Source organism: Corallococcus aberystwythensis, from assembly GCF_003612165.1.
In the GTDB taxonomy this organism is placed as follows: Bacteria; Myxococcota; Myxococcia; order Myxococcales; family Myxococcaceae; genus Corallococcus; species Corallococcus aberystwythensis.
In genome coordinates, this window is sequence record NZ_RAWK01000103.1 from 1 (window position 1) to 15,036 (window position 15,036).

The 15,036-nt window shown below is 72.2% G+C and carries 10 protein-coding genes; 7 read left to right on the forward strand and 3 right to left on the reverse strand.

Annotated elements, in window-relative coordinates; translation table 11 throughout:
- Together D7W81_RS18255 and D7W81_RS18260 are read right to left on the reverse strand one after the other, a co-directional pair.
- A partial coding sequence (locus D7W81_RS18255; RefSeq protein WP_120556699.1) for an OPT/YSL family transporter occupies positions 1-1,258 on the reverse strand: 1,258 nt, incomplete at its 3' end.
- Positions 1,255-3,519 carry a serine histidine kinase EspA gene (locus D7W81_RS18260; protein ID WP_167508073.1) on the reverse strand — a complete coding sequence of 755 codons (2,265 nt, stop codon included), beginning with the start codon at positions 3,517-3,519 and terminating at the stop codon, positions 1,255-1,257. The genes D7W81_RS18260 and D7W81_RS18255, both read right to left, overlap by 4 nt.
- Before the next feature lie 262 nt (positions 3,520-3,781).
- Between D7W81_RS18260 and D7W81_RS18265 the strand changes: the two genes are divergently transcribed.
- The 3 genes from D7W81_RS18265 (at position 3,782) to D7W81_RS18275 (ending at position 7,683) form a co-directional block, all read left to right on the forward strand.
- On the forward strand, positions 3,782-5,170 hold the full coding sequence (locus D7W81_RS18265; RefSeq protein WP_120556677.1) for a serine/threonine-protein kinase: 1,389 nt from the start codon (positions 3,782-3,784) through the stop codon (positions 5,168-5,170).
- Between the two features lie 356 nt (positions 5,171-5,526).
- Positions 5,527-6,399, forward strand: a complete 873-nt coding sequence (locus D7W81_RS18270) for a hypothetical protein (RefSeq protein ID WP_120556678.1) — start codon at positions 5,527-5,529, stop codon at positions 6,397-6,399.
- Between the two features lie 306 nt (positions 6,400-6,705).
- On the forward strand, positions 6,706-7,683 hold the full coding sequence (locus D7W81_RS18275) for a sensor histidine kinase (protein ID WP_120556679.1): 978 nt from the start codon (positions 6,706-6,708) through the stop codon (positions 7,681-7,683).
- Between the two features lie 6 nt (positions 7,684-7,689).
- Here the strand turns inward: D7W81_RS18275 and D7W81_RS18280 are convergent, their stop codons facing one another.
- Entirely contained in the window at positions 7,690-8,355 is a 666-nt protein-coding gene (locus tag D7W81_RS18280; protein WP_120556680.1) for a TetR/AcrR family transcriptional regulator, read from the reverse strand.
- Between the two features lie 142 nt (positions 8,356-8,497).
- On the opposite strand from D7W81_RS18280, the gene D7W81_RS18285 reads away from it, so the two are divergent.
- From D7W81_RS18285 to D7W81_RS18300, 4 genes are all read left to right on the forward strand, one after another.
- A complete protein-coding gene (locus tag D7W81_RS18285; RefSeq protein ID WP_120556681.1) occupies positions 8,498-9,340 on the forward strand; it encodes a sterol desaturase family protein in 843 nt (280 codons plus the stop codon).
- 127 nt (positions 9,341-9,467) lie between these two features.
- Complete coding sequence (locus D7W81_RS18290) at positions 9,468-10,988, forward strand: FAD/NAD(P)-binding protein (RefSeq protein WP_120556682.1); 1,521 nt, start codon at positions 9,468-9,470, stop codon at positions 10,986-10,988.
- Positions 10,989-11,181: 193 nt separating this feature from the next.
- Positions 11,182-12,468, forward strand: a complete 1,287-nt coding sequence (locus tag D7W81_RS18295; protein ID WP_147445522.1) for a hypothetical protein — start codon at positions 11,182-11,184, stop codon at positions 12,466-12,468.
- A 179-nt stretch (positions 12,469-12,647) separates the two neighbouring features.
- The gene (locus tag D7W81_RS18300; protein ID WP_120556684.1) at positions 12,648-14,879 is read left to right on the forward strand and encodes a hypothetical protein; all 2,232 of its coding nucleotides are present in this window, start codon (positions 12,648-12,650) and stop codon (positions 14,877-14,879) included.
- The last annotated feature ends 157 nt before the right edge of the window (positions 14,880-15,036 follow it).

Here is a 15,036-nt window from a genome sequence, read left to right on the forward strand (position 1 = left end):
CCGCCACGTTGGGCGACAGCTCCCCGGGCCGCACCACGCCGAAGACGACCTGCGTGAGGTTCCCCATCTGGCTCACCGGCGACACGTCCGTCTGCCCCGCGCCTCGCGCACACACCGCGCACAGCGGCACCAGCAGCGCGAGCGCCAGCAGCATCGACGGCACCCCCAGCCCGAACAGCACCCCGCCCAGCACCACCGCCAGCACGCACGCCACCGCCGCCACGGCCAGGCTCCACCGGGGCAGCCCACCCCGGCTCGCGCCCACCGAGCGCAGGTCCTTCGCCGCGCCCAGGAAGTCCCGCGCCTGCACCGCCAACGACACCACCGCCGCGCCCACCATCAACCCCACGCCCGGCCACATCAACCACCCGGACAGCGGCTCGTACGCGGCGCCCGCCACCACGCCCGTGTCCACGAGCCCCGGCGCGAGCACGCCCCACGCCAGCCCGGAGCCCAGCAGCATGCTCAAGGCCAGCTGCAGGCCCGTCATCATCCCCACCGCCAGCAGCATGGGGCTCATCCCCACGCCCCACGTCAGCGACTCCAGCGACACGCCGCCCACGCGGCCCGGCAGCGCCACCATCCCCGGCAGCCACCCGCGCGAGTCGCGCATCCACGTGAGCACCATCGCCACCATGCCGGCGCCCACCAGCGTCCGGCCCCGCCCCGCGGGCGCGCCCTGCGCCTCCGTGGGCGTGGCCGCGTGCAGCGTCGAGATCAGCTCCGCCGTGGCGATGCCCGTGGGGAACGGCAGGGCTTCCTGCTCCAGCAGGCGCCGCCGCAAGAGCCCCGCCACCAGCACGCCCACCACGCCCAGCACCAGGCCCCAGGCCGCGATGCCCCAGCCCGGCACGCCCGTGCCCAAGAGGGCCAGCGCCGGCAGCGCGCCCAAAAGCCCCGCCGACGCGGGCATCGCGCCCACCGCCGACGCGGCCGTCTGCGTGAGGTTGTTCTCCAGCGGCGTGTACGGCACACCCCGCCTGCGCCCATAGGCCGCCAGGCCGCTGAACCCCAGCACCGTCGCGGTGATGGAGCCCGAGTCCCACCAGCCCGTCTTCATCCCCATGTAGAGGTTGGTGACGGCCAGCAGCGCGCCGATGAGCAGCCCCATCCCCAGCGACCGGGCCGTCCACTCGCGGCCTTCCGAGGCCGCCGGCTCCGCGAGCCCCAGCCCCGGTGGCGTCACGGGCGGCACGGAGTCCTCCGGCCCCGCCGCGGCCTCGGGAGGAGCGGCGGGGTGCCCGGAGGAGGCGCTCATCGAGACGCCTCCGCCGAGCGGCCGACCAGCTCGCGCAGCTGCGCCAGGTCCAGCGGCTTGCTCAGCTTGAGGTTCGGCACGTCGCGCAGGAACGACGTCGTGCGCGGGGTGAACGCCCCACCCGTCATGAACACCATGCGCCCCGCCTGTTCCGGCGCCGAGCGCCCCAGCTCGAAGTACAGGTCCATGCCCGTCATCCCCGGCATCATCACGTCGCAGAGGATGAGGTCGAAGCGGCCGCCTTCGTTCACCAGCCGCAGCGCCGCCTGCGCGCTGTTCGCCGTGGACACCTCGTGCTCCGTGGCCAGCGAGCGCTGCAGCGCCACCGTCACGTTCGGCTCGTCATCCACCACCAGGATGCGCGCCCGCGCCCCCGCGGGCGCCGTCGCCGACAACCGGGGGTAGAGGTCCACCTCGTGCTGCGCCGAGCGCAGCACCACGCGGAAGGTGCTGCCCCGCCCCGGCGTGCTCTCCGCGTGGATGGAGCCGCCCATGGACTCCACGATGCCGTGGCAGATGGACAGCCCCAGCCCCGTGCCCACGCCCACCGCCTTCGTGGTGAAGAACGGGTCGAAGATGCGCCCCAGCACCTCCGGCGTCATGCCCACGCCGGTGTCGCGCACCTCCACCACCACCTTGCCCGGCTCGCCCGGGCGGATGATGGCGCGAATCTCATGCTCGGTGACGGAGGTCGGGTCCTCCGGAATGGCCTGCGCCGCGTTGAGCAGCAGGTTGAGGAACACCTGGCACAGCCGCGCCTCGCTCGCCTCCACCGCGGGCACCGGCTCGAACTCCGTGACCAGCCGCGCGCGGTGGCGGATGACGTTGTCCGCCATCTTGCACGCCAGCTCCACCGAGCGGCGCACGTCCACCGGCATGGGGCGAGACTCCTGCTCGCCGCGCGCGAACACCTTCAGGTCCCGCACGATGGTCGCGATGCGCTCCGCGCCCTCCGTCGTCTCGCGCACCAGCTGCTGGATGGAGGCCACCGGCTCGGACGGGGCGCCTTGCGCCTCCAGCTTGTCCAGCCCCTCGCGGATGAGGTGCAGGTTCACCAGCATGTACGCCAGCGGGTTGTTGATTTCGTGCGCCACGCCCGCGCCCAGCGTGCCTACGCTGGCCAGCCGGTCCGCCACCACCAGCCGCGCCTGGAGCTGCCGGCGCTCGCTCAGGTCGCGGTGCACCATGATGTTCGCGATGACGCGCCCTTCCGCGTCGCGCAGCGGCACCACCACGGACTCGCAGACGCACGCCATGCCGTCCGCGCGGCGGAACTCCAGCTCCCCGCTCCAGCGCCCGTGCACCTCCAGCGCGGTGAGGATGGCGGCCGTCAGCCGGTCCGGCTCACCCGGGTGCAGCACGCTGAAGAGCGTCTGCCCCATGGCCTCCTTGCGGCTGCGGCCGAACATGCGCTCCGCGCTGGTGTTCCAGTCGATGACCCCGCCCGCCAGGTCCGTGATGACGACGCCGTCGGAGATGCTCTCGAAGATGAGCGCCTGGCGGTGCAGCTCCTGCTCCGCCTGCTTGCGCGCGGTGATGTCCATCACCGTGCCCGTCACCCGCGCGGGCTGCCCCGACGCGTCCAGCAGCACGTCGCCCTTGCACGAAATCCAGCGGTAGCCGCTGCCCGCGGGCTCGATGCGGTACTCCACGTCCACCTGCGAGCGCTGCTGGAGCGCCGTGGCCAGCCCCGCGCGAAGCCTGGGCAGGTCCGCCGGGTGCACCACCTCCTCCAGGTCCATGGCGCGGCCGGACAGCTTGCCCACCGCCAGGCCCAGGAGCCGGTCCACGTGCTCGCTCCACGTCACCTGCCCGCTCTTCGCGCTCCAGTCCCAGATGCCCACGCGCGCGGCGGACAGCGCCTGGCGCAGCTGCTCCTCGCGCTGCTCCAGCACCTCACGGCGGGAGAAGCGGAACACCGTCACGGTGCCCACCTGGAGCCGGTCGCCCTCCTGCAGCTCCGCGGTGGACACCGGCAGGCCGTTGAGGAACGTGCCGTTGGTGGACTCCAGGTCGGTGACGAGGCACGAGCCGTCCGGCTTGCGCTGGATGCGCGCGTGCTTGCGCGACACCCCGTGGTCGTCGATGCGCACCTCCGCCTCCGAGCCGCGCCCGATGACGTGCTCGCCCGGCTCCAGCTTGTACGCCTTGCCGATGGCCGCCGGCGTCGTGGTGCTGATGAGGATGAGGCACGCCCCGGTCGAAGACGGGGCCGTCACCGACTGGCCCGCGCAGGTCGTGAGCTCGTCCAACAACGTCATCATGTATGCCAGCCCCCTGGCGTTCCCCTGCGCTCGGGCCGGCCGTGTCCTCGCCGCCTGTCGTGCATGACGCCGCGCTCCGTGCGGGCCTGAAGTCCGGGCCCGGACCACAACCATACCCCAACGGCCTCCAATGAACGTCCCCACCCCCTTCAGGACAGGGGGCCTGACTCCTGGTGAACGGGCAAACAAGCGGGCAGGGCAGCCAACCAGGCACGGGTACCCGCGCCCCACCCCGTGGATGGTAGGGTGCGGGGTATTCATGGCGGCGGACTCCGAGAGCACCTTCCGCATCCAGGCGCGCGCGGCAGCGAACGCCACGGACAAGGGGCACGACACACCCACCCATCCCGAGCGAGGACCGGGCACCCTCGCGGGTGAGTACGTGCTCAAGTCCATGCTGGCCGCGGGTGGCCACGGCAGCGTCTACGAGGCGGAGCACCGCATCCTGGGACGGCACGCCGCGGTGAAGGTGCTGCACTCGCACCTGGCGGACCAGGGGGAGATGCTCCAGCGCTTCGTGCGCGAGGCGCGCGTCGTCAATCAAATCCATCACCCGAACATCGTGGACGTCTACGACTTCGGGCTGATGCCGGACGGCAGCCCCTACTACGTGATGGAGCTGCTCTCCGGGCGCACCCTGAGCCAGGTGGTGCAGGAGCGCGGGCGGCTGTCCTCGTCGCGCGCGCTGGCGTACCTGGAGCCCATCTGCGGCGCGCTGGAGGCGGCGCACCGCGCGGGCGTCGTGCACCGCGACCTGAAGTCCAGCAACATCCTCGTCGTGGAGGAGGGGGAGAAGCCCCGGCTGAAGCTCCTGGACTTCGGCATCGCGAAGCTGATCCAACAGGAGCCCGGCCAGGAGGGGCTCACCACCGCGGGCCAGCGCCTGGGCACCGCGCACGCGATGGCGCCCGAGCAGTTCCGGGGCGGGCGCATCGGTCCGCCCACGGACGTGTACGCGCTGGGCGTGCTGCTCTACCAGCTGCTCACCGGCCGCTATCCGTTCCAGTCGGATGATCGGCTGGAGCTGGAGCGGATGCACCTGGAGGCCCCGCCGCCGCGCCCCAGCGTGCGCGCGCCGGTGTCACCCGCCATGGACGCGGTGGTGCTGCGCTGCCTGGACAAGGACGCCACCCGCCGCTTCCCCAGCGTGAACGCCTTCCTCACCGCCCTGCGCGAGGCCGCCGAGGAGCCCGGCCAGGTGGAGGGCCAGACGCGCCCCGTGCTCGCGGTGAACGCGGAGGTGGTGCTGCCGCCCACCGACCAGGACGACGACACCGTGTACGCCGCGCTCGCGGGCGTGCTGGACACGCTGGAGCAGGGCCTGCGCGCGGAGGGGTTCCTCCTGGCGCTCCAGACGGGCACCACGCTCCTGGGCGTGCGGCCCCTGTCCCCTGACACCGTCCCCGCCCGCACCCTTCGCGCCCTGCGGGAGCTGCACGCGGAGGCCCAGCGGCTGGCGGAGTCCGCCCACGCCCGCGTCCACCTCTGCCTCCATCATGGTGAGGCGGAGACACGCGGCGAGGCCGAGGAGGCCGAGGTGGTAGGCGGCCCGGTCACGCATGTGGCAACCTGGAACGTAAGGGACCCCGGTGGCTTCGCCATCACGCGTCCCGCGTCCCTGTTTCTTGAAGGTCCTCCCCCGCAGTGAGCCGTCCCCGCCGTCCGTTTTCCTCCTCCTCCCCCTGCTGTCCCCACGTCATGAACTGTGGCTCCCCACCCTTCACAGGCCTACGTCTGGCTCCGTGAGAATTGGACCCACACCATAATTTTTTGACGAAGACGTATTTATTTTCGAGCCCGAATCCGTCACGATTCCCCTGTCTGACAGTTTCAGCACCTTTCTAGGTGAAAGCCTGGACTGCCTGACATTCTGGAAGCCGGTCCTCCGACTTCCCTCAAGCGGGAGCCCCCTACATGCGCCTCACCCCTGCTTTTCAGCCTGGAAGTGGATGCAGCGAGTGGTGGAACCGAGTTGCCTCACGCCAACCCCTGAAGGCGGTGTTGATGACGGGGGCGCTGCTGGCCCTCGTGGGTTGCGGTGGCGCGATGCCGGAGGACGCCCTGGAGGCGGACCTGGCCGCAGTGGATCAGGCGCAGCAGGTGAACAACGGCCTGTCCACCAACGGTCTGTCCACCAACGGCCTGTCCACCAACGGCCTGTCCACCAACGGCCTGTCCACCAACGGCTTGTCCACGAACGGGTTCAACGACTGGTTCAGCCAGAACGGGGACACGGCGCCGACGCTGATGGCGTACATCGTGAAGTGCGCGGTGCCTGAAGGGCAGACGCGCACGTTCCAGTCCACGGCCACGGGGACGAAGTACACGTGGCAGGGCAGCCTGGGACTGGCGCCGGGCTGGGCGTCGGGCAAGCCCGCGACGGTGACGGAGCAGCAGGCGGTGAGCGCGTGCCTGGCGGCGCACGCGAACAAGTTCGGCCTGCACATCGAGCTGTCCGTGCTGGGCCGCACGGCGGAGGGCGCGGCGATTCCCTACTCCGCCGAGGAGCTGTCGCAGTTCAGCGCGAAGGAGGCGTGCTTCTTCGGCAACCTGTTCACGACCGACGGCCTGTTCGCGGCGCGGGACCGTGACTTCAGCGCGGCGGAGAGCTCCACCCGCGCGTGCGGCCTCACGCTGAAGGCGGACACCTGCGCGCCTATCACCAACCTTGGCAGCTGCGCGCAGTTCTGCATCAAGGGCGACCCGAGCCAGCCCTACTACACGCAGTGCACGTACAACGGGAAGACGTACCCCGCCCTCACCACGCGAGTGAAGCCGACGGAGCTGTACCGCTGCGGCGACGGCGTGTGCCAGTTCACCGAGCGCGCGGGCTCCGGCACCACGGCGGACAGCTGCCGCGCGGACTGCGGCGCCTGAGGCGGAGACCTGTCGGACGGTAGGTGAAGTGCTGGGCATGAACCGGCCTCCCCCAGGGCCGCGTGTCCAGAAGCATCCGGGCGTGCGGTGTGCTCCTCCGCGCGCCCGAATCCCCCATTGGAAAATGACAGCCGGGACGTGAACCCGAGGCGGTGTCCGCCCGACGGCATCCCGTACGCGCGCACACCTTGCCGGGCACGGTGCGCCCGTGTTTGGTTGGCCTTCCGCGGGCCGGGCGCGGAAGCAGGGACCATCGCCACGAGGAGCGGTGACGGCCGCGGATGGACGTGGGTGGAGCGGGCCGCGATGACGTTACGAGCGAAGGTGGGTCGGTTGGCGGCGATGACACGGCGGCGGGGCACGCTCCGTCAGGCCTTCGAGCGCCTGGGCCCCGGGTACCGGTGCCCCGTGGAGCAGCCCTGCGCGGACAACCGGCTGTTGGAGGAGACGGTGCGCGAGCGCACCGCGGCGCTGGAGGCCGCCAACGCGAAGCTGTCCAGCAGCCTGGAGCAGCTGCACGCGACGCAGGCCCAGCTGCTCTTCGCGGACCGGCTCATCGCGCTGGGGCGCATCGCGGCGGGCGTGGGCCATGAAATCAACAACCCGCTGGCCTTCATCCTGAGCAACCTGGAGTACATCCACCAGGAGCTGCAGCAGAAGGAGCGCCTGTCGGAGCAGGACCGGCAGGAGATATTGGAAGCGCTGGCGGAGACGCGCGACGGCGCGGAGCGCATCCGGCTCATCGTGCGCGACCTGCAGACGCTGTCGCGCGCGGAGGACGTGGGCAGCGGGCCCGCGGAGCTGGCCTCGGTGGTGCGCACGGCGGCGAAGATGGCCATGCATGAATTGCGGCACCGCGCGCGGCTGGTGGTGGAGTGCGACGGCGTGCCGCCGGTGCAGGGCAACGGTTCGCGGCTGGGACAGGTGTTCTTGAACCTGCTGCTCAACGCGGCGCAGTCCATCTCCCCGGGCAACGCGGAGGGCAACGAGGTGCGCGTGGTGGCGCGCCCGGGAGAGCCTGGCCAGGTGCTGGTGGAGGTGCGCGACACCGGCTGCGGCATCGCGCCCGAGCACCGCGAGCGCATCTTCGACCCCTTCTTCACCACCAAGCCGCTGGGCGTGGGCACGGGGCTGGGGCTCGCGGTGTGCCACGGCATCGTCACGTCGCTGGGCGGCACGCTGACCATGGAGAGCACGCCCGGCCGGGGCAGCATCTTCCGCGTGACCCTGCCGGTGGCGGGGGCCTTCGTGCAGTCGCCGCGCTCGCAGGCCGACTGGACCTGAAGCGCTTCAGCCTCCACCCGGGGGCTTCACCCCGAGCGATTGCTGGAGCATGCCGCCCAGCACCTCGCGGAACTTCGCGTCCGACGCCGCGTCCACCGGGCGGCCCAGCGCGGGCAGGAGGACCTCGCGCGCGAGCATGAACCACTGCGACGCGCACAGCGCCACGAGCAGCGTCATGTCCACCGTGTCGCGTGACGGCGCCGGCGTGCCCTGCGCTTCCGCCGCGCGGCCCGCCTGGAACTCCAGCGCGTCCGCCAGCAGCCGCATGCCCTGGGCCCGCGCCAGCGGCATGTGCTCGGCGCGGCCGGTGAGCAGCGCCCACGCCATCAGCCGGCCGTGCTGCGCCTGCTGGACCATGGTGAAGAAGCGCTCGAGCAGCTCCCCCGCCCCGGGCGGCGTGTCCGCCGCGAGCAGCTGTTCGCGGAAGGACGCCGCCAGCAGCGCGTTGCGGCGCTGGAGCACCTCGCGCACCAGGGCCTCGTAGGTGCCGAAGTAGTGCGTGACGAGCGCGTGGCTCACCCCCGCCGCCTTCGCCACCGCCTGGAGCCCCACCCGGTCCGGGCCCTGCTCCACCAGCAGCGGCTCGGCGGCCTGGAGGATGGCCTCGCGCGCCTGCTCCGGGGTGCGCCGCTTCCGGGGCGCGGCGGGCTTCGCGGGACGCCTGGGTGCCATCGCGGCGCATCCTAGCCACCGGTGCACACCGTTCAACGCGCGCCGCTATTGTCATATTTGACAATGAACCCGGGTCGTCACTATCAATGGGCTATCCGGGCAGGGCTGGCCCGGGGCCGTGCTGGCCTTCGCGAGGTCCGTGATGCTGATGCTGCTGCCCCAGAATCCGTCGTTGCCGGTGCTGTTCCTGCTGATCCTGCTCATCTCCGGAACCATCAAGCTGCTGACGGTGGCGGGGGGGTGGCTCGTGTGGCGCATGCGGCTGGCGGAGCGCTTCCGGGTGTACCGGCGGGAGCTGTCAAAGGGGCAGCTGCGCAGCGAGGCGCTGGCGGCGGTGGGCGTGGTGCTGACGGACGCGGTGGTCATCGCGGCCTTCCGGTACTTCAGCGGGCCGCTGGCCGCGCCGTTCAGCCTGTCCGCGGCGCTGTGGTCGTACGCGTGGATGTTCGTGGGCTTCGAGGTGTGGTTCTACGTGACGCACCGGCTGCTGCACCTGCCGCGCTTCTACCGCTTCCACGCGCAGCACCACGTGGCGCAGGTGACGGGGCCGCTCACCGCGCTGTCGTTCTCCGCGGCGGAGCGCGTGGTGCTGATGAGCGGCGGGCTGAGCCTGCACTTCGCGGCCATGCATCTGATGCCGGGCTCGCAGGCCGGCGTCCTGGCCTACATGCTGACCAACTACGTCCTCAACGCCCTGGGGCATGGCAACACGGAGTGGCTGCCCCAGCGCTTCGTGACGTCCTGGGTGGGCCGCGTCCTCTTCACCCCCACGTTCCACGCGCTGCACCACGCGCGCTACCAGGGGCACTACGGCCTCTTCACCGTGGTGCTGGACCGGTGGCTGGGCACCGCGTTCCCGGACTATCCACGGGTGCACGCCCGTGCCCGCGCGGGCGAGGGACTGACGCGCATCGGAGAGCGGCTGGCGGTGCCGTCCCCCGCCCCTTCCGTCCCCGGGGTCCCGGAGGCGCACCAGGCGCTTTGAGGCCGCCGGGCCCCGACGTCCCACGGGGGTCCCGGAGGGCGGCCGGCCGTGGTCCGACGGACACTCCGCGCGGGTGGCCGCACCCGGGAGGGATGGCATCCGGGGGGGCCGGCCCTAGAATCGGGCGGTGCAATCCCGGCAGGACGTGATCATCATCGGCGCGGGCGCCAGCGGAACGCTGCTGGCGGCCTGTCTCTTGCGGGGCGCCCGTGCGCCCCTGCGCGTGGCCCTCGTGGAGCGGGGGGAGCGCCTGGGGCGGGGGGTGGCGTACTCCACCACCAGCGCGCGTCACCTGCTCAACGTGCCGGCAGGCCGCATGAGCGCCTGGGTCGACGACCCGGAGCACTTCCTGCGCTGGCTGCGCGTGGAGGCGCCGGACACGCCACCGTCCGCGTTCGCCGAGCGCCGCCGCTATGGCCAGTATCTGGAGTCGGTGCTGAAGGAGTCCGCCGCGCGGGCCGCGCCGGGCGTGCTGCTGGAGACGCCTCACGACGAGGTGACGGCGGTGGAGGAGACCGCGGACGGCGTGAAGGTGTCGCTCGCGAGCGGTGCCAGCCTGGAGGCGAAGAGCGTGGTGCTGGCGCTGGGCAACGCGCTGCCCGCGGACCTGCGCGTGCCGGATGGCGGGGCCTACGCGAGCCCCCGCTACCACCGCTCGCCGTGGATGGCCGGGACGCTGGAGGGCATTGGTTCCGGAGAGTCGGTGCTGCTCATCGGCACGGCGCTCACCATGGTGGACACGGTGCTGTCGCTGGGCGAGCGCGGCCACCAGGGCACGGTGCACGCGCTGTCCCGGCACGGCATGCTGCCGCACCCGCACCGCGCGCACGGAGCGAAGACGCCCGCCGCGGCGGAGCCCCTGCGCATCCGCGAGCTCTTGCGGTCGGTGCGCCGGGAGATGGACCGCTGCCGCGACGCGGAGACCGCCACGCAGGCCGCGTCCCCTTCGGCGGAGGGCGTGGTGCCGTTCAGCACGCTGCGGGTCCGCGACGTGCTGCGCACGATGCGCCAGGAGGTCGATGCGCAGGCGGCCGCGGGCGCGGACTGGCGCGCGGCGGTGGATTCGCTGCGGCCGGTGACGACGCCCCTGTGGCAGCGGCTGTCGGAGCCGGAGCGGCGGCGGTTCCTGCGCCACCTGCGGGCGTACTGGGAGGTGCACCGCCACCGCATGGCGCCGGAGATCAGCGACGTGATGGACGCGTGGCGGCGCGAGGGGCGGCTGGTGCTCCACGCGGGCCGCGTGCTCGGCTTCGAATTGGAGCCCGACGCGGTGGCGGTCCGCCTGCGCCCCCGGGGCGTGCGCGAGCCCCAGGTGCTGCGCGTGCAGCACGTCATCAACTGCACCGGCCCCGAGTCGAACCCGGCCTCGCGCGGCCAGCCCGTCCTGCGGGGCCTGCTGGAGGCGGGACAGGCGCGCGCGGACGCATTGGGCATGGGCCTGGCGACGGCGCCTGATGGCGCGGTGCTGGACGCGCGCGGTCAGCCGTCCTCCCACCTCTTCACGCTGGGGCCGACACGCCGGGGGGACCTGTGGGAGACCACCGCCGTGCCGGAGATCCGCTCCCAGGCTCGCGAGCTGGCGGACCTGCTGCTGCGCCGGCTGGGCATGTCCCGGACCGCCACGCCCGAGCCCGCCGCGTCCCCGTGAGCGACGCGCGGTGATGCGCGGCGCCTCGCGTCTCCTCCCCTGAGTGCGCTTGCCTGGTAGTGGACCTGACAGGCGTCATGAACCGGAGGGCCGGGGCTCCTGCTCGCCGGACAACGGTTCCACTCCGGGGGAGGCTGTAGGGCTCCGGCGTTTCGTGCGACATTCCAGGTCCCCCTCCTGGAGTCCGTCCCCCATGGCCTTGAAGCGCCCCCTCCCTGCCCTCATGGGAGGCGTGTCCCTGTCCGTCCTCGTGAGCCTTGGGGCGCTGGCGCACCAGCACCTGCGCACCGACGCGCTGGAGGAACGGCTCCTGCGCGAGGTCAACACGCTGACGCACGCGGAGCACCCGCGCCCGGCGCATGTCACCGCCACCCGGCCCGGCACCTTCGGGGAGGCCGTGACGGGGCTGCTGCCCGCGCTCCTCCAGCAGGCCCGTGAAGCGCCCGTCCCCAACGCCGCGGAGGCCGCGACCCTGGAGGCGGTGACGGAGGGACGCACTCCGGTGACGGCCCTTCCCGCCTCCAGCCGTGAAGCGCTGGAGCACGGCCGTCCGTTGATGTTGCGGGTGCTCGCCGCCACCCATGCGGAGTCCGGCGGCCTGCCGGAGGACCTGCGCCCGCTGTCCGCGCCGGAGACGACACGGCGGGATGCGCTGCTCCAGGCCCTGCGCCACGTGGTGGACGCGGCGGCGCTGGAGACGCGGCTGCTCATCGCTCGTGGCGACGTGGACCAGGCGGTGGACACGTGCGTGGACACGCTCGCGCTCAACCGGGAGCTGGCGCTGGGTGGCGGACTCCTGGGACAGCGGCTGTCCGCGAACGGCTATGCCCGCACGTGGCGGGTCTGCGCGGATGCGCTCGATGCGGCCTCCCTGCCTCGCAAGCGCCGGGCCATCTCGCAGCTCACCCGGCTGCATGAGGGCTTCCCGCCGGTGTCCCTGACGCTGCACGAGGAGTCTGTCGCCGCGCAGCTCCACGCCTTCCGCGACCTGCTCTCCGACGACGCCCGCGCCGCGCTCCCGCCCACGTGGTTCGACGCGCCCGCGCTCCCCGGTGCCCTGTCGCGCCGGCTCCAGTGGCGGCAGTGGGTGGAGGACGCGGACCGGTTGATCGCCGTGGCGGATCAACCGGCCGAGGAGCGCCGCCGCTCGCTGGAGGCCGTGGAGGCCCGGAAGGCCGGGGAGTACTTCCGCCAGCCCGAGGCTCCGTCCGTGCGCCTGTCCCCCGAGGACGTGGGAGCGCTGGACCTGCGCGCCCTGCGCTCCGAGGCCCTCATCGCCCTGGTGGAGGTGGACGTGGCCCGCGCGGAGAAGGGCCAGTGGCCGCGCGCGCTCCCCACCCGGACGGCGTCGCTGGTGTTGAAGCCCGTGGACGAGACCCAGGCCCACATCCGCTCGTGCGTGCAGGGCCTGATGCCCGACCCCCTGGTCGTGAAGGCGGACGGTCCGCGCGCGCTCCAGCAGGTGCACGACGTGCCCTGACGCAGGGGGCGGTCCCAACTGGTCCGACTGTCGGACCAGTGGGCGGAGTTCGCCGCGGAAACGACGGGCGCGGGTGCCTCCCTGGCGGGTCGCTCGCGCCCGCGTCACGTCCGGCCTCCCACGTCGGACCGGCGATGTAGGATGCGGCCTTTCCGTGGACGTCGTGGGAGGGAGCCGTCATGTCGTGGAAGCTCGCGCTGCTGGACGAAGTGTCGAAGGTGCTGCCGGATGCGCCCCTCAAGGGTTCCGACATCCGCGTGGAATTGCCGACCGCCAGCTACGCGCTGCCCGCGGGGGAGAAGCTGGGCCCGCTGACGTTCGCGTTCGACGTGTCCGCGCGAGGCTTCATTGAAGGGTACGACGCCCCGGCCGACGTGGACGCGGCCGGCGTGATTGGCGAGGCCCCCGGCGACGCGGCGACGCAGCTGGCCCCGGCGCTCGTCTACGGTGGCGACCAGGCGTGGCTCAAGTACGGCGTGGAGGCGCGCGTGAAGGCGGAGGTCGGCTTCCCGCTGCCCTACGTGGCGCTCGCGGCCAACGGCGACGTGCGCGTGCTGCTGGTGGACTACCACCGGCACACGCAGGACACGAAGGCGCGCGACGCACTGAAGGCGGACGCGCCCAACCTGCGGCTGCCCCTGCTCACCTCGTCGCTGGACAAGCTGGGCGTGGGGGACGCCATCGCCTTCCAGGCGCGCGGCGAGCTGTCCGTCACCGCGACGCTGGACTGGACGGACGTCTACACCTCCAACCTCCAGACGCTGACGAAGCTGCTGTCCGCCAGCACCCTGCTCGCCTTCGAGGCCAAGGCGGGCGCCACCGTGTCCGCCAGGGTGAAGGTGGTGGACGACTACGCCGTCGTCTTCTCCCGCCCTGCCCCCGGCCAGGTGCGCGTGCAGGTGAAGAAGGTGGTGGCGCGCGAGGCGGGGGTGACGGCCAGCCTCCACGTGGAGGCAAGCCTCACCGACCCGGCCACTGTCGCCACGCAGGTGGAGCACGTCCTGGAAGGGCTGCTGTCGGTGCCGCTGTCCCAGTTCGACTCCCTGATGACGAAGCTGGAAGCGCACACCCTGTCGGAGAATGAGACGAAGGTGCTGCGCATCATCCTGGACCGGCTGGGCTTCGGGGAGCTGGAGGCCGACACCACGGCGCTGCGCACGCAGTGGGGGAAGCTCCGCACCACCGTGCACGCGCGCATCCAGACCCTGGCCGAGTCCAAGTTCGAGCTGGGCTTCCGCTACGAATACCTGCGCCTGCGCGAGCAGACCACGCTGCTGTCCACCGTGTGCACCGACGCCCAGGCCCGCGCCCTGCACCCGCTGCTGGTGTCGGGACGGATGGACGGCGCGATGCAGCGCATGCAGGCCGAAGGCATGACGCTGGAGCAGTGCCTGCTGAAGGAGGTCAACAAGGAGTCCAAGGCCTGGGGCTTCTCCCTGAAGCTGGGCAAGTGGGCGCTGGGCGGCAACGACACGCGCGAGCTCACCCAGGTGGTGCAGCGCAACAGCCTGGAGAGGGAAGCGCCCCAGCGCATCTCGTTCCTGGGCGTGCGCAGCTACCGCGGCGCGCTGCTCACGCCGTACATGCACTGGACCGCGGACTTCAAGGCGGACATGGCGGAGTTCCGCAAGTCACCCGTGGTGGCGGACTTCGACCTGGGCCTGTACCTGCTCCTGGCCCACGACGCGCGCAAGCTGTCGGGCGATGGGCTGCGCCAGGCGGTGGACGAGGCCATCATCTGGGGCGCGTTGGACGACGCCGAGGAGGAGGAGGTCCTCAAGCGCATCCGCGACGCGTCCGGCGGCAAGGAGATTGAAACGCGCGTGGAGCTGAAGCTGGACAACCGGACCCTGCGCGACGTCATCGCCCACGCGGCCGACCCGGATGCCCACTCCGCCTTCTCCCGCGCGCTGGCCCGGGCCCTGCCCTGGTACAGCGTGCCGTGCCGCGACCGGCCCGCCGTGCGCGAGTCCGTCTACGCTCCCCTGTGGAAGGCGTACCTGGAGCAGAACTGGTCCGCCGCCGACGCCGCGAAGACGGCCGCCGCGAACCTGAAGAACAACCCGCTCGTCGGCCACTTCGCGTACATCGAAGGGCAGCTGGGCAACGGCATGCTGACGTTCGCGGAGGTCATCCAGAAGAACCCCGGCACCGTGTCCAAGTGGCGCGACCTGCGCTCGGGCCTGCTGGACCTGCGCAACAGCGAGCAGCGCTCGCCCTCCGTCTTCAACGGCGCGTTCAAGGAGCTGTCCCAGTCGTGGGCCCAGTCCTTCCACCTGAAGGCCACGGGCGCGTTCTTCCTGGAGCTGGCGGCGCGCGGCGGCAACGGCCTGGCCACCGTGGAGCGCACCTTCACCGTGACGGTGCCGGAGACGGGCGCGAGCCTCGTCTTCTCCAAGTCGCGGGCCTGACGTGCCCCTCCCGCGTCCATCCGTCCGGTTCCGCACGCTCACCGGGCGTGCGGAGGGAGCTTCTGGCCGGACGGAGGACGCGAAGCTGACGCGTTGCATTGCCCCTGCGCGGGGGCATCACTACATCCGGCTTCTCACGCAGCACGCGCGACGCATG